We start from the raw sequence: 15155 nt of genomic DNA, 5'->3' as shown, positions 1-15155 counted from the left end.
AACTATCGGGTGCAAGAGTTGAATATCTGGCTGCCATTTTCGGCGCTCTTTTTCTTATAGTGCTTACAGGGCAGGTTGAACAAGTGAGGTGAAATACAGCTCTTTTTTATGTTTATTGGAAGGAATCATACAAAAAAAGAAATGGGGTTTCTATGCAATAGTTGTATTTATTTATCCATACTTTATTGTCACTCATTAAATTCAAAATTTCATTTTCCTAAGGAATTTTTTAATCAATGTAGTTCATATAATCGATAAGTGAAAACATAAAAAAGGTGGGAACAATTCTATGTTTAAACCAAACCCAGCGAATACTGCAATAGTTATTACTGACCCTCAAAATGACTTTTTGTCTCCAGGTGGAAGAGGATATCATTTGACAAAGGCTAACATTAAACAGAATAATACTTTAGCCAACTTGGAACTCCTATTAAGCACTGCCCGTAGTAAAGGTTATCAGCTCTTTGTTTCCCCGCACTTTTTATATCCACATGACTATGATTGGCAGTTTACAGGGAACGAACAAGAGATGTTGATTAGTTTGCGTGTTTATCAGAAATTAAATCAATATAGACCTCCAACTCCGGAAGCCGATTATGTTCCAACTTTAGCTCCGTATATCTGGGACAAAACATCCGTCATTGCAACCCCGCACAAGGTGGCCAGTCCTCAGACAAATGATCTGGTCTATCAACTAAGGCAACGCAGAAAAGAACAAGTCATTTTGGCTGGGGTATTATCAAACGTATGCGTTGAATCGCATATGAGAGATTTAATCGAAAATGGCTTCAAGACAGCTGTTGTTTACGATGCAACTGCCACGATTAGTGAAAACGATTTTCATGCTGCTGTTACGAACTACCGAGCTTTCAGTAGTGCTACATGGACAACACGTGAAGCCATTTCAAATATGTAATGATACTCTTAAAAAGGCATACTAAAGAAGAGATTATTCTTTGATTAATTGTAATGTTGCAGCAGTTAGGTGCTTTCATTAACGATATCCAATAAGTCCATTCTTATAAAATTTAGATTCAATTACAGTGTGTTTCATTAGATAGATTTCCACCATATCCATTGCTAGTTCCTGAATCTCTCCCATCATCTTGTAGCACTTTTTCAAATATCTAACCGATCTTGATACAGACCTACTTTTCGATAATTGCTTCCAACTTAAACATCACATCAGTTATGGGTGATTTAAGCTCATGCGATATGATAGCAACAAATTCACTTTTATTCATACTTCTTTATTAGCTAGTTCAATATCACCAATAACTATGATTTTGTAGAGGTACGGAAAAAGATAAGTTCGTGTAAACGAGCCAACCCGTTAGTCAGAGCTTCCCTTTTTTTAGTAGTCGTTCTACAAACCATTCTTGTATGAATAGTAATTCGTATAAGAATGGATAGGATATAGCTGAATGCCACCATTTCCATCCATTGTTAAAGTGTTCATAGCCTGCAAGATAAAAGGAATACTCAAATGCCGTTGAGAATACAGACCAGGCAAGGACATATGCAACCTTGGCTTTCCTGGTTCGTTCATAAGGATACCAATTAAGCAAAAGAATCGTAGCTGCAGGATAAATACCCAGGATAATAAGGGTACTTTCCCAATCAATAACCCCTGGTTCAAAGAATCCATACAAGTCCCATTTATCTGTCCATCTGTCCGTAAATTCTGCAAAAAATAGCCCCCAGAAGACCGAAGCATAATAGACAATGGGTTGTAATTTCTTTTTGGTGAATAGTGCTACTGTATTAAAGGTTAATACAGAAATATAAAGATACCACATAAGCGTCCTCACTTGTCTCTCGATAAGTATAGGATGTGGTTTGTGGTAGTTTTTTATCATTATCTATGATAATAAATTTGGAAAATGGCTTTTACATTGCTTATTAAACAACCAAGCTTTAGTTATCTGAAAACAGAGAAACTCGAAAAATGTCGACAAATAGGTGGAAAGATAGTAAAATGTCTTTATTATTGTGTATTTTTGAATTGAATAAATAATCGTATCAGCGATAAGAGGTTCTAGCCCCCCTCATTAAAAAAACTAAGATGAAGCAGTACTTCTATCTTGGAGTGCTGTTTTTTCTATTTTGAAAGGAAGTATCGGAAAGAAATGTTAAAAAATGAGAAGGCCATTGTTGTATTTAGTGGTGGACAAGACAGCACCACATGTTTATTTTGGGCATTAAAACAATTTAAAGAAGTAGAAGTCGTAACATTTGATTACAATCAACGGCATAGCTTAGAAATTGAATGTGCGAAAAATATAGCGAATGAACTTGGTGTGAAGCACCATATTTTAGATATGTCATTACTGAATCAACTAGCTCCTAATGCGTTAACACGTTCAGATATTGAAGTTACTGATGGCGGCGAGGGTGAACTACCTTCGACATTTGTGCCAGGCCGTAATTTGTTATTCCTCACATTCGCAGGTGTATTAGCACGTCAAATTGGTGCCAAGCATTTGGTAACTGGTGTGTGTGAAACAGATTTCAGCGGCTACCCGGATTGCCGTGATATTTTCATCAAATCACTGAATGTGACCTTGAATCTATCCATGGACGATAATTTTGTCATTCATACCCCATTAATGTGGATCAACAAAGCAGAAACATGGGCTCTAGCGGATGAGTTAGGCGCATTAGAATTTGTTCGTGAAAAAACATTAACCTGCTACAACGGTGTGATTGCCGATGGATGCGGCGAATGCCCAGCCTGCGTATTACGAAAAAGAGGGCTCGATGACTTTTTAAATGGGAGGTTTTAAACGATGGGTTTTAGAATCGTCGATAAACTTCAAAAAATAAATGAGGATATTCATCCTCATCAATTAAAATATCACGCAAAACGTGTACTAGTGAGCAAAGAATTTACTTTCGATGCTTCACACCACTTGCATTGCTATGAAGGGAAATGTAAGAACTTGCACGGCCACACGTACCACGTTATTTTCGGTATCAGCGGTTTTGTCGATGAACGCGGTTTAATGATCGACTTTGGTGATATTAAAGAGATTTGGAAAAATGAAATCGAAATATTCCTTGATCATCAATACTTGAATGAAACCCTTCCTTCGATGAATACAACAGCGGAAAACATGGTTGTGTGGATTTACGAAAAAATGAAGGAAGCATTAGCAACAGAAGAGCGTAGAAATCAATATCATGGAGCAAGAGTGGAATTTGTCCGTCTGTTTGAAACTCCAACAAGCTATGCAGAAGCGAGAAGGGAGTGGATGGAGGAATGAGTAAGATTCCTGTTTTAGAAATTTTTGGCCCAACCATCCAAGGAGAAGGGATGGTCATTGGTCAAAAGACGATGTTCGTTCGGACCGCCGGCTGTGATTATTCATGCAGCTGGTGCGATTCTGCCTTTACATGGGATGGCAGTGCCAAAGATGATATCCAATTAATGACGGCTGAAGAAATTTGGGCTGAATTAAAGAGAGTCGGCGGCGATAATTTCTCGTTTGTAACGATCTCAGGCGGAAATCCTGCGCTGCTGAAAAATTTAGATGTTTTTATCGATTTATTAAAAGAAAATGCTATAAAAATTGGCATCGAAACGCAAGGCAGCCGATGGCAGGACTGGTTCGTCAACGTCGATGAATTGACCATTTCACCCAAACCTCCAAGTTCCACTATGGTAACGAATTTTGAAATCTTAGATTCCATTTTTCAAAATTTAAAAGACCATGATTTTAAACATCAAGTAAGTCTTAAAGTTGTCATCTTTGATGAAACGGATCTTGAGTATGCGAAAACGGTCCATAACCGTTACGCGGCTATCCCTTTTTATCTGCAAGTAGGGAACGATGATATTACGAATGCGAATAACAATGAGTTGATTCAAAAACTATTGTTGAAATATGAGTGGTTAGTCAATTGTGTAGTTTCGGATCATGAATTGAATGATGTAAAGGTGTTACCGCAATTACATGCACTTCTTTGGGGGAATAAGCGAGGCGTGTAAGGCGAATAGAGGTTAGAAAGAGAGTAAGGAAAGAATGAGAATCCTATTATATTTAATATCAATTGTAACCGCGAATGTTGTTACAGCAGCTTTCGCACCATTGCAACTGGGCGTATTTATTGTTCCAATGGGAACATTGTTTATTGGAGCCACGTTTATTTTTCGTGATTTGGTTCAAAACAAATATGGAAGAAAAATGACTTATATTTTCATAGGAACGGCCTTATTATTGTCTGGACTTGTGTCATTCATGCTAGGTGATACACTGATCATCGTGTTAGCTTCTGCTCTATCATTTGCAGTGGCAGAAACAACCGATACAGAAATTTATACAAGATTAAATCTACCAATGAGCTGGAGAGTGTTTTATAGCGGAATCGTTGGCGGTCTATTGGATTCCGTCATATTCGTCATTATCGGTCTAAGCCCGATGGGTGCAAACTTCTTACCTTGGGAAGCCGTTCCAGCAGCCATCCTCGGACAAGTCATTGTGAAAACGATCATTCAGGCGATTGCAGCAGTACTATTAAGCCTTGTATATAAATCATCCAATCAGAATACGGTATCTAATTAATATAAATGCACTTGCCGAGGAGAGTGAGAGAATCACACCAAGGTAAGTGCTTTTTTATATTCAGTCAAAGATATTTTAATTCTTGATAAAAATAATGCACATTTCTTCCCATTCAACATATAGTAACTTCTGTGAGAAATTTTATTGGAAGGAAGAAATCACTATGAACAACCATCATTTAAAAATTACTACAACTAAAAACGAGTATAACAACGGAGGAACCGGATATAAAGTGATTGAAATCAATGTAACCGATCCATCTGAAAATTTATTTGCAGTTGTAGCCCCTATAAAAATGAAATAGTATGGAAGTGTGCACTACTTTTATCGAGCGCATTCGTTAAAGAACGCTGAGCTGATTTCAGCTCTTTTTTATTTAATAAACGGGCAGGATAACGGTATTAAGTTCAAGAATTAATGAAGATGGAAATGTTGAAAAGAGGTAGTAAAAATATGGGATGACTTTTCTGTTTTCCTTGATCAAATTTTGAACAAAGAGTCATTCTCAGAAATGATTTTGTTTATTCGTTCAAATGGTTAAAATGAAGTGAGTATGATGATAAAGGAGGGAAGTGCAAAACGATGGATTTCGAAATGGTTATGCAGGAACTGGAAGCGCTCGGTAAGGAGCGAATGAAAAAGATGTACATAAGCAATGGTGCACATGAGCCGGTTTTTGGTGTTGCTACAGGTGCAATGAAGCCGCATGCAAAGAAAATTAAGAAGAATCAGCCTTTGGCCGAGCAGCTTTACGCGACCGGGAACTACGATGCCATGTATTTTGCCGGCATCATTGCGGACCCAATGACAATGACGGAGGAGGATTTTGATCGTTGGATCGATGCGGCGTATTTTTATATGCTGTCCGATTATGTGGTGGCAGTAACTTTGGCAGAAGCCGATATCGCGCAAGTTGTTGCCGATAAGTGGATCGCAAGCGGTGAAGAACTTAGAATGTCAGCAGGCTGGAGCTGTTACTGCTGGCTTTTAGGTAACCGCAAGGACAGTGAATTTAGCGAAAGCAAGATTGCCAGTATGCTTGATCAGGTGAAAAATACGATTCACGATTCTCCTGATCGTACAAAATCCGCGATGAATAATTTTCTCTACACAGTCGCGATTTCATATATGCCGCTCCATGATAAGGCGGTTGAAACCGCAAAGGCAGTAGGCCCAGTTGAAATCAGACGAGGCACGAAAAAAAGCAGTACCCTGCTTGCTTCCGAAAATATTCAAAAGGAAGTCGATAGAGGGAAGCTTGGTTTCAAACGCAAATATGTAAGGTGTTAGCATGTTTTGTAATGTACCTACACGAACGGGAACAAGGCTCTATACATCATTCGAAGGCTGCTGACAAGTAAGGTTCGGAATCATAAAATGATTTTAGGCATTATAGGGTTTTTAGCATTCATATTGTTCTTAGTCATGGGAGTCGTTTCGTTAGGTGAAGAGATGGAAGGAAGCAACTTAAATCCATTTGGTAAATAGATAATAAAAATGCAATATTGAAATAGCCCCCACTGAAACACAGTAGGGGGCTATTTATGTGGCCGAAGTACTTTATTCCAATTTTGCATACTCCATTTATTTCTTTCGATACTAAGAAGGAAATTACTAAAGGAGGTAAAAAAACACAAATGAAACGACAACTACTAGCAGGACTTGGGATCAGTGCGGCCCTATTGTTTAGCGTACCGGTTTCCGCACAAACCAACGTCATCCTCCCAGAGGATTTTACTTATGGAGACAAGTTAGGAGCCGAACAAGTGCCAGGCTACAACGTAGGGTTCTCCGTCAATCCGAAGCAATTCAATGAACAGAAAATCCAACGTATAACCGTGCAGCTGGTTGGCAATGATGGCAAAGTAGTAGCCGAAAACAAGGCGAAAGGGAAAGGCTTGAAGAATCTTATCGCCTATGAGGGTCAGCAGTACAGCACACAGTTTTATAAAAAAGCAAATAAAATGAAAGACGACGTATGGACGCACAGCATCTATTGTGGTCAGAAGCCTGCATTTGTGGAGATTATTATGCAGGACAAAAGTGGCCATACATACAAGGCTCATAACACGAAAGCGCCCGTACAGGATCTTGGACAATTGCCTAACTGTCCTAAGGGCCAATAAGCAAGGGTATTTAAGTCCTTGTGAAGAAACAATGCTCAGCGAACAACGAGAAAAAGTACTGCTAACTAAGGGGAAATTAACCGCACTGAAACGAACTATTTGAGATAACTAATTATTTACATCGTGGTCGTTGAAGCAGATGTAAGAATATAGATGAAAATGAATAAGTAAAATTCGTAAGGGTGTACCATTTTTGGTACACTTTTTTATTTTTCACTTTTGGACTGAGTTAACTGAAGAGCCAATAAATAAATGAACTTAGAGGGGTCATTTTTTAAGAAAGTACTCATTAATTAGGAACATTAATAATATTCTAAAATTTATGTTGTTTTATTTCTCACTTCTTCTCTAAAATGGTCTTGAACAAAAAATTTTGGGGAGGTTATGTCTGTGATTGAAAAAATGGTTGATATTTCGAAATTGGTTGAAGCCGTTCAAGATGAAGTGATCGAGTGGAGAAGGCATTTCCATGAAAATCCAGAGCTTTCTTTTCAGGAGTTTGAGACCTCGAAGTATGTATATGAAAAATTGCTGTCCTTCGAGAAGATGGAAGTTTCTCAGGTAACACCGACAAGTGTAATGGGACGACTTGTTGGCAGTAAACCCGGCAAAGTACTTGGATTAAGAGCGGATATGGATGCACTGCCAATCAAGGAAGAAACAGGGCTCCCTTTTGCTTCAAAAAACAATAATGTCATGCACGCCTGCGGCCATGATGGACATACAGCCATGCTCCTCGGTGCAGCAAAAGTACTGTCTCAATTGAAGGATGAGATTAATGGAGAAATTAGATTTTTCTTCCAGCATGCAGAGGAATTGTTCCCAGGTGGAGCATCAGAAATGGTTAAAGAAGGAGTAACCGAAGGGATCGATGGTGTCATTGGATTACACCTGGCTTCTCAAATCCCTATTGGGAAATTTTGCATTTGTTATGGCCCTGTAACAGCAGCAGCAGATGCTTTTGATATATTGATTCAAGGTAAGGGCGGACATGGTTCAGAACCGAATGCGACTGTTGACCCGATTGCGATCGGAGTTCAACTTGTAAACGGAATCAATCAGATCATGTCACGAAAAGTGGACGCAAGTCTCCGTGCGGTTATTTCCGTCACTCAATTTCATGGTGGAACGGCAAATAATATTATCCCAGATCGAGTAACAATTGGAGGAACTGTTCGAACATTTGATCCTGAAATCCGTAAGCAAATACCAATTTGGCTAGAAAAGTTAACGAAGGGGCTCACTGAAGCAAACGACGCATCCTACCAATTTGATTATCAGCTTGGATACTCTTCGGTTGTAAATGAGGAAAATATCACCAAATTAGTTGATCATACCATCGTAGAAACCTTTGGTGAAAGTAATCGCGTGATATCTCAAGCAATCATGGGCGGGGAGGATTTCTCAGCATTTTCAGAGGCAGCACCAGGTTGCTTTGTGTTATTGGGGGCAGGAAATGATAGATTAGAAGAAAATTTCCCTCATCATCACCCTAAATTTGATGTAAAAGAAGAATCATTGGTTCTTGGTGTTACTTATTATGTTCAGACTGCATTAACATTTTTGAATGAAAAATAAATCACTTCATTTTTTCATGAAGTGAATAAGAGAAGGTGAGAAGGAAGCGCAGGCACGGTATTATTCCTGTCCGCTAACTCCTCCCTTTTTTTATTTAGCCTGATAGGAGATTCCTTAATAAATCGGAACTTTCACGGAAACAATGGTTCCCCATCCAAGCTTACTTCGAATCGTAATTCCATAGTTTTCTCCATAGGTTAATTGAAATCGTTTATTTGTATTATAAAGACCAATGTGATTGGAAGAAGAATAATTTGACCTCAATTTAGTACGGATATCTTCTAATCTTTCAGCTTCAATACCTGTACCGTTGTCAATAACCGATACTAAAAGGTACTTGGAAGAACTTTTAATTTTCACTTTAATAGAAAGTTTTCTTTTCAGGTCAAGCATCCCATGCTGGAGAGAATTTTCAATAAGCGGTTGAAGAAACAATTTCACGATATAATATTTTCCAACACCCGGATTGCAATCCCATACACACGTAAATTGGTCTTTGTGTCTGATTTTCTGAATGTCCACGTAACTCTTTGTATGTTTAATTTCATCCTCTAACACTACTAAGTTATCCTTTGCATCTAATGAAAAGCGGAGAATGGTGGCCAAATTATCAATCATTTCATTAATTTCATTCGGTCTTTTTGTCAAACTAATAACCTTCCAATTAATGGTCTCGAGTGTATTAAATAAAAAATGGGGATTTAACTGTGATTGATGAACAGATAATTCCAGCGCTTGCATTTTATATTTCCGCTCAGATAACAATACCTTCATGTAGGATTGCTCCATAAAGTTTGTTACTATTTTATGAATGATGTAGCTGTGAACATCTTTTACAACAGATGGTAAATGGGGAAGGGGTTCACCCTTTTCCGCACGGTTTAAGATATTGACAATAGAGCGAATCTCCCTGAAATTTCTTTTTGTTAAATAATAGGCCACAATTCCTCCAACAATGATGGAGGAAATTAGTAGTATTAGCGTAACCATGCTTAGTTGGTATGGAAGTTTATAAAGGGAATCTTTCGGTATGGTTGAAAAAAACAACCAACTATATTTATCGGACGCTACCTTAAAGACAACGGATGGAACCTTCTGAATCTGCATGGAACTAATTGATTTAGAATGGAGACCCATTGACTTAAAATGGGGTATGGATATTTTAACTGGATGGTTCTCAAAGAGAACCTGGTAATCCTGATCCATAACCAAGAAATTTTGTCCCTGCATTTTATATAAGCTGTTTAGATAGTCCCTTAAATAGGAAGTGTTTACATTTAAAATGATGTATCCAACATCACCATTTGCAAGGGTAAAGCTTCGATACATCGATATGACTTCCATTTTTTTAGGGGCGAAATTCTCCGGTTTCCGAATAATCGTTCTTTTCTCGGTCCAAACACCGTCAGTCAGTTTATTCTTACGAATAGATTTAGACCATGAGGTGTCTTCAAAAGTAGATAAGTCAACCACTCCCCCTGTTGTTGAAGTAAGAAAGCGATTATGGTCATTGTTTATGTAAATATAAATGGAATCAATATATGGATGTGCGATAGCAGGTGAATCGATCATATTTTTTAAGGAAGCCAGCTTCACATAATCCATTTGGTCCAGCCATTTTTTTTGCAGCATGTTTTGTAAATCTATGAATTCTACGGCACTGGCTGCAATCGTCAAATTAATAGAATCCAATTCATCAAAAATCATGTCAACATTCATTTGAATTTGATTTAATAAATTAAGGTTTTCTTGATTTATTTTTTCTTTTAGATACAAATGAATTAAGCTAATTGCTAGTGTTCCAAGAATTAAGATGGGAATGAGCATTGGAATGAGCAGTTTGATTAAATTTTTAATATAAAAAGAGCGTTTTAGGGAATCCATGTGAACCATTCCTTAATTCAACAGCCGATATTCTTTCGGACTAACACCGAAATATTTACGGAAAGCACGTGTGAAATTTTTGGCATTACTATAACCGACCATTTCACTAACCTCATAGGCTTTGTATTTCATCGTTTTCAGTAATTTTGCTGCTTCTTCCATTTTTACTTGAAAAACAAAATCCGAGAAATTTTCGTCTGTTTTTTGTTTAAAATATTTGCTGACATAATGAGGGTTCATATAAACGGTTTGCGCTGCATCTTCTAAGGAAGCGCTTTTAAAATTGGTTTTTACATAATCTTTTATTTTGAAAATAATGGGATCATCCTCACCGTCTATGTTTCGATGTCCTAATACCCGCTCAGCTTTCCGGGGAATCCTTTGGTCAAGCTCTTTTTTGATTTGGGAAAACGCTTCCATTAAATCTGAAAACTTTGTTGGTTTTAGAATATAATTTTTAACCCCATATTTTATAGCTTCTTGTGCGTAGTGAAACTCTTGATAACCGCTAAGAAAAACGGTCATAACATCGGATTGCTGAAGGTAGATATCTTTAATTACCTCAATTCCAGTCATCTTTGGCATGGAAATGTCACACAGCAACGCATCCACGTTTCCCTTTGAAATCAGTTCTAGTGCTTCCACTCCATTTGAAGCTTTTCCGATTACTTCAAATCCAACCTCTTCCCAGGGGAAATAGTTTACCAATCCATGACGAATCTCATATTCATCATCGGCAATCACTAGATTATACATCGTCCACCACCTAAAATAGCTATTTTAATATTCAAAATATACTATACTTTAAACCTTTCAACAAGTAAGGTTTCAATTTCTACTTGTCAATAAAAGATACGAAATGTCAATTCAAGTCCCTTTTTTTAATCCCTATACTTTGATTAAATTATGGTAATCAAGTTAATGATCAGCAATTCAAAAGACTGAATATTAGATAAATGAATATTTATCGTATTTTAGAAAGAGTGGTGAGGAAATGAGACCTTTGCTAGAAGTCGATCATGTAAAAATTGCATTTGAGTCAGAAAAGGAAGAAGTAATTTCTGTAGAAGAAGTGAGTTTTAACGTCAATCCTGGAGAAACAATCGGCATTGTAGGTGAATCTGGATGCGGTAAAAGTGTAACCTCCTTGTCTATTATGGGGCTTCTCGGTAAAAATGGAAAAATAAAAAAGGGTCAAATCTTATTTGGTCAAGAGGACCTCACAAAAGTATCCGTACAACGTTTAAGAGAAATCAGGGGAAATGAAATTTCGATGATTTTTCAAGAACCAATGACCTCTTTGAATCCCGTTTTTACGATTGGAAATCAAATGGTTGAAGGGATCAAGCTCCATTTAAAAATGAATACGAAGGATGCTTCAGAATTTGCTATTGAAATGTTAAAAAAGGTTGGGATTCCAAGTGCAAGGGACATTATGAAGGAGTATCCTCATGCGTTATCTGGCGGGATGAGGCAAAGAGTGATGATTTCTATGGCTTTGGCATGCAAACCCAAACTTCTAATCGCGGATGAACCCACTACAGCACTTGATGTTACGATTCAGGCACAAATTTTACAATTAATGAAAACGCTTCAAAAAGATTCTGAGACGGCAATCATGCTCATTACCCATGATTTAGGCGTCATTGCTGAAATAGCCGACCGGGTTATTGTTATGTACGCAGGGCAGGTAGTGGAAGAAGCGGATGTATTCACTCTATTTAAGGTACCTAAGCATCCCTATACACAAGGCTTAATGGCATCGATACCACATCTTGACTATGACGAGGAGCAGCGGCTTGACTCCATTCCTGGATCAGTACCTAGTTTACAGAACATGCCAAGGGGCTGCCGGTTTCATACTAGATGTCCACATGCAACACAGCGCTGCTTACAGGAACAGCCAGGACTAGAACAAATTCAAGATGGACATAAAGTGAGGTGTTGGTTAAGGGAGGAAGAGTATCTGAGTTCTGACTCCAGTAAAACAAAGGAGGAAAGTGTCAAATGAAATTAATGCTGGATGAAGAATCGACTCCTCTATTAAAAGTAGAAAAATTAAAGACCTATTATCCTATAAAAAAAGGAATTTTTTCAAAAACGGTTGGTCACGTCAAAGCTGTGGATGGAGTGGACTTTTTCATAAATTCCGGTGAAACGCTTGGGTTAGTAGGTGAATCTGGATGTGGGAAATCGACCATTGGAAAAACCCTTGTTCGTTTGGAGAACGCCTCAGAAGGAAAGGTGTACTTTCAGGACAATGAAATAACGAAAGCATCAAGTGAAACAATGAAAAGCATCCGCCGGGACTTGCAAATTATTTTTCAAGACCCTTATTCCTCACTGAATCCAAGAAAAAGAATCAAAGACCTACTTGAGGAACCAATGAAAATTCATAGGGTAGTAGAGAAAGAAAACTTACATAAGCGAGTGGATGAACTGCTGAATTTAGTGGGCCTACCTCAAAGCTATAAAAATCGTTATCCACATGAATTTTCCGGTGGGCAGCGGCAGCGGATCGGAATTGCCAGAGCACTGTCCTTAAATCCAAAGCTTATCATTTGCGATGAACCAGTTTCCGCCTTGGATGTTTCTATCCAAGCCCAAATATTAAACCTGCTTAAGGATTTGCAAAAGGAACTTCACTTAACCTATTTATTTATTGGACATGGATTAGGTGCAGTGAAATACATCAGCGATCGAATTGCTGTCATGTATTTGGGTAGAATCGTTGAAGTGGCCAAAACAGAAGAAATTTTTCGAAACCCAAAACATCCCTATACAAAAGCATTATTAAGTTCCTATCCCATTCCAAACCCTGAAATGAGATCGAAAGAGAGAATTGTTATACCGGGAGATGTACCGAGCCCGGCCAATCCTCCAAGCGGGTGCAGTTTTCATACACGCTGCCCCATCGCTACAGCGATTTGCAGGGAACAAGTTCCAGTACTTAAAGGAAAGGATCATAGTGTGGCATGCTTTTCTATTAAAGATGTTTAGGAAGAATATTTATTTTTAGAGAAAGAGGGTGTGAAATTGGTTCCATATATTATTCGCAGGCTATTAATCGCCCTTCCTGTCTTATTTGGGGTAACGATTTTAAACTTTATTATTATCAATATGGCGCCAGGAAACCCTGTTGAGATGTTTGTTGATCCCAATACTTCTACGGAACTACTAAATTTGCGGAAAGAACAATTAGGCTTGAATGATCCGTTATGGCTTCAATTTTTCCATTGGGTGGGGAACCTTCTGCAAGGAAATTTGGGTTATTCCTTTTCAACTTATGAGCCCGTGTCGAAGTTAATAGTAGATAGGATTGGCCCAACTTTTGAATTAATGTTACTGGCACTGATCGTTGGTTTAGTGATTGCTCTTCCGATTGGAATGATTAGCGCAGTAAAACAATACAGCAAGCTAGACTATTTTGCTACTGGATCATCCTTTTTGGGAATTTCAATCCCACATTTTTTTCTTGGTTTGGGTCTTATTTATATCTTTGCTGTAAAATTTCAAATCCTTCCTGCTGGTGGTATGTCGACTCTCGGAAGTGAGGATAGTTTCATAGATAAGGTAAAGCACCTTATCCTTCCTGTCCTTGTACTGGCTACCGGGATTGCTGGCCAGTATGTCCGCTATATCCGAGCGAGTTTACTAGAAGTTCTAGGTCATGATTATTTAAGAACGGCAAGGGCAAAAGGATTAAAAGAAATGGTCGTAACAAATAAACACGCTTTAAAGAATGCCTTAATTCCAATCATTACCGTCATTGGACTGGAAATTCCGTTCCTGCTTGGAGGTGCTGTCATAACGGAGCAAGTATTTCAATGGCCTGGAATGGGACAGCTTACCATCCAATCGATTATGTCAAGGGATTATCCCACATTAATGGCACTAAATCTATTAACTGCTTTTATGGTTTTATTCGCAAATCTATTTACTGATATTATTTATTCTTTTGTTGATCCGCGCATCAAGTATAAATAGGAAAGGAGGAATAGACTATGCCGATACTGGAAACGAATCTCAAAAAAGAGATGGAGGCACCAAAGCTACATCCAGAAATGTCTCATTTTGAGAATGGCAGGGAAGAAACACCTTTTCAACTCGTTGTTAAACGATTTATGAAACATCGTTTAGCAGTAGCAGGTATTATTTTCATGCTCCTTATCATCCTTATTGCCGTTTTTGCACCGGTTATTACGACTAAGGATCCCTATCACGTCTTTGACGAGTTTTCTTCACCACCTTCAGCTGAGCACTGGTTAGGAACCGATCAAGTGGGTAGGGATGTTTTCACTCGCTTGGTTTATGCCTCTAGAGTGTCGATGATGGTAGGTCTTGGCGCCGTTTTGATCTATACCGTCATTGGTACGATTATCGGTGCGGTGTCAGGATACTTTGGCGGGTGGATGGATACCTTGTTAATGCGATTAACAGATGTTTTTATGTCCTTTCCAAGTCTTATGCTCATTCTAGTCGTCGTTAGCATTTTGGGACCAAACCTATGGAATATTATCTGGATTTTGGGACTTCTTGGCTGGCCCTCCGTTGCCCGACTTGTCCGGGGAAGCGTTCTCTCGTTAAAGCATATTGATTTTGTAAAATCGGGAATTGTCCTTGGATTAAGTACACCTCGGATTTTATTTCAGCATATTTTACCAAATGCGATTGCACCGATAATAGTCCAAGCTACGTTTGGAATTGCTGCAGCAATCATTGTTGAAGCATCTCTAAGTTTTCTGGGAATGGGAGTCCAGCCTCCAACAGCCAGCTGGGGAAATATGCTTACTGACGCTCAAAGCTTAACGGTATTAACTTCCCAACCATGGCTTTGGCTTCCCCCTGGGGTAATGATTGTCCTAGTTGTGCTTGGAATTAATTTTATTGGCGATGGACTGCGCGATGCCTTAGATCCGAAATCAATTAAATAGGAATCCTATTTAATGAAAGAATGAATGGCATTATATTTTAATAAGGCTGTGTTAAAGCTTATTGTTGA

The 15155-nt window shown here is 38.3% G+C and carries 16 protein-coding genes; 13 read left to right on the top strand and 3 right to left on the bottom strand.

Features of this window, described 5'->3' with window-relative positions; genetic code table 11:
• Positions 1–289 precede the first annotated feature (289 nt).
• The gene (locus V7137_RS01815; protein WP_335696491.1) at positions 290–916 is read left to right on the top strand and encodes an isochorismatase family cysteine hydrolase; all 627 of its coding nucleotides are present in this window, start codon (positions 290–292) and stop codon (positions 914–916) included.
• Between the two features lie 421 nt (positions 917–1337).
• Here the strand turns inward: V7137_RS01815 and V7137_RS01810 are convergent, their stop codons facing one another.
• Positions 1338–1799, bottom strand: coding sequence for a CBO0543 family protein (locus V7137_RS01810; protein ID WP_335696490.1), 462 nt, complete (start codon positions 1797–1799; stop codon positions 1338–1340).
• 330 nt (positions 1800–2129) lie between these two features.
• Between V7137_RS01810 and queC the strand changes: the two genes are divergently transcribed.
• From queC to V7137_RS01770, 8 genes are all read left to right on the top strand, one after another.
• Positions 2130–2786 carry a 7-cyano-7-deazaguanine synthase QueC gene (gene queC, locus V7137_RS01805; RefSeq protein ID WP_218351314.1) on the top strand — a complete coding sequence of 219 codons (657 nt, stop codon included), beginning with the start codon at positions 2130–2132 and terminating at the stop codon, positions 2784–2786.
• A 3-nt stretch (positions 2787–2789) separates the two neighbouring features.
• A complete protein-coding gene (gene queD, locus V7137_RS01800) occupies positions 2790–3266 on the top strand; it encodes a 6-carboxytetrahydropterin synthase QueD (protein ID WP_335696489.1) in 477 nt (158 codons plus the stop codon).
• Positions 3263–3991, top strand: a complete 729-nt coding sequence (queE, locus tag V7137_RS01795; RefSeq protein WP_335696488.1) for a 7-carboxy-7-deazaguanine synthase QueE — start codon at positions 3263–3265, stop codon at positions 3989–3991. The genes queD and queE overlap by 4 nt, the downstream gene beginning before the upstream one ends.
• A 34-nt stretch (positions 3992–4025) precedes the next feature.
• Positions 4026–4565 carry a VUT family protein gene (locus V7137_RS01790; protein ID WP_335696487.1) on the top strand — a complete coding sequence of 180 codons (540 nt, stop codon included), beginning with the start codon at positions 4026–4028 and terminating at the stop codon, positions 4563–4565.
• Between the two features lie 163 nt (positions 4566–4728).
• Positions 4729–4869 (top strand): hypothetical protein, encoded by a 141-nt coding sequence (locus tag V7137_RS01785; RefSeq protein ID WP_218351310.1) that lies wholly within the window; start codon positions 4729–4731, stop codon positions 4867–4869.
• Positions 4870–5147: 278 nt separating this feature from the next.
• Complete coding sequence (locus V7137_RS01780; protein WP_335696486.1) at positions 5148–5855, top strand: DNA alkylation repair protein; 708 nt, start codon at positions 5148–5150, stop codon at positions 5853–5855.
• Positions 5856–6109: 254 nt separating this feature from the next.
• Positions 6110–6691, top strand: a complete 582-nt coding sequence (locus V7137_RS01775; RefSeq protein ID WP_335696485.1) for a hypothetical protein — start codon at positions 6110–6112, stop codon at positions 6689–6691.
• A gap of 384 nt (positions 6692–7075) precedes the next feature.
• Positions 7076–8269 carry a M20 metallopeptidase family protein gene (locus V7137_RS01770; RefSeq protein ID WP_335696484.1) on the top strand — a complete coding sequence of 398 codons (1194 nt, stop codon included), beginning with the start codon at positions 7076–7078 and terminating at the stop codon, positions 8267–8269.
• Between the two features lie 114 nt (positions 8270–8383).
• Here V7137_RS01770 and V7137_RS01765 read toward each other — a convergent pair whose 3' ends face one another.
• A complete protein-coding gene (locus V7137_RS01765; RefSeq protein ID WP_335696483.1) occupies positions 8384–10153 on the bottom strand; it encodes a cache domain-containing sensor histidine kinase in 1770 nt (589 codons plus the stop codon).
• A 12-nt stretch (positions 10154–10165) separates the two neighbouring features.
• Positions 10166–10909 (bottom strand): response regulator transcription factor, encoded by a 744-nt coding sequence (locus tag V7137_RS01760; protein ID WP_335696482.1) that lies wholly within the window; start codon positions 10907–10909, stop codon positions 10166–10168.
• Positions 10910–11147: 238 nt separating this feature from the next.
• Between V7137_RS01760 and V7137_RS01755 the strand changes: the two genes are divergently transcribed.
• The 4 genes from V7137_RS01755 to opp4C all read left to right on the top strand — a co-directional run bounded on the left by V7137_RS01755 (position 11148) and on the right by opp4C (position 15087).
• Positions 11148–12164, top strand: a complete 1017-nt coding sequence (locus tag V7137_RS01755; protein ID WP_335696481.1) for an ABC transporter ATP-binding protein — start codon at positions 11148–11150, stop codon at positions 12162–12164.
• Positions 12161–13153 (top strand): ABC transporter ATP-binding protein, encoded by a 993-nt coding sequence (locus V7137_RS01750; RefSeq protein WP_335696480.1) that lies wholly within the window; start codon positions 12161–12163, stop codon positions 13151–13153. The genes V7137_RS01755 and V7137_RS01750 overlap by 4 nt, the downstream gene beginning before the upstream one ends.
• Positions 13154–13189: 36 nt before the next feature.
• Positions 13190–14140: an ABC transporter permease gene (locus tag V7137_RS01745; RefSeq protein ID WP_335696479.1), complete on the top strand. Its 951-nt coding sequence runs from the start codon at positions 13190–13192 to the stop codon at positions 14138–14140.
• Between the two features lie 77 nt (positions 14141–14217).
• Positions 14218–15087 carry an oligopeptide ABC transporter permease gene (gene opp4C, locus V7137_RS01740; protein WP_335696492.1) on the top strand — a complete coding sequence of 290 codons (870 nt, stop codon included), beginning with the start codon at positions 14218–14220 and terminating at the stop codon, positions 15085–15087.
• Positions 15088–15155 lie beyond the last annotated feature (68 nt).

The organism is Neobacillus drentensis (assembly GCF_036962765.1).
GTDB classification, from domain to species: Bacteria; Bacillota; Bacilli; order Bacillales; family Cytobacillaceae; genus Neobacillus; species Neobacillus drentensis_C.
The sequence above is the reverse complement of the archived record's forward strand: the minus strand, read 5'-3'. Positions and strand labels throughout refer to the sequence as shown.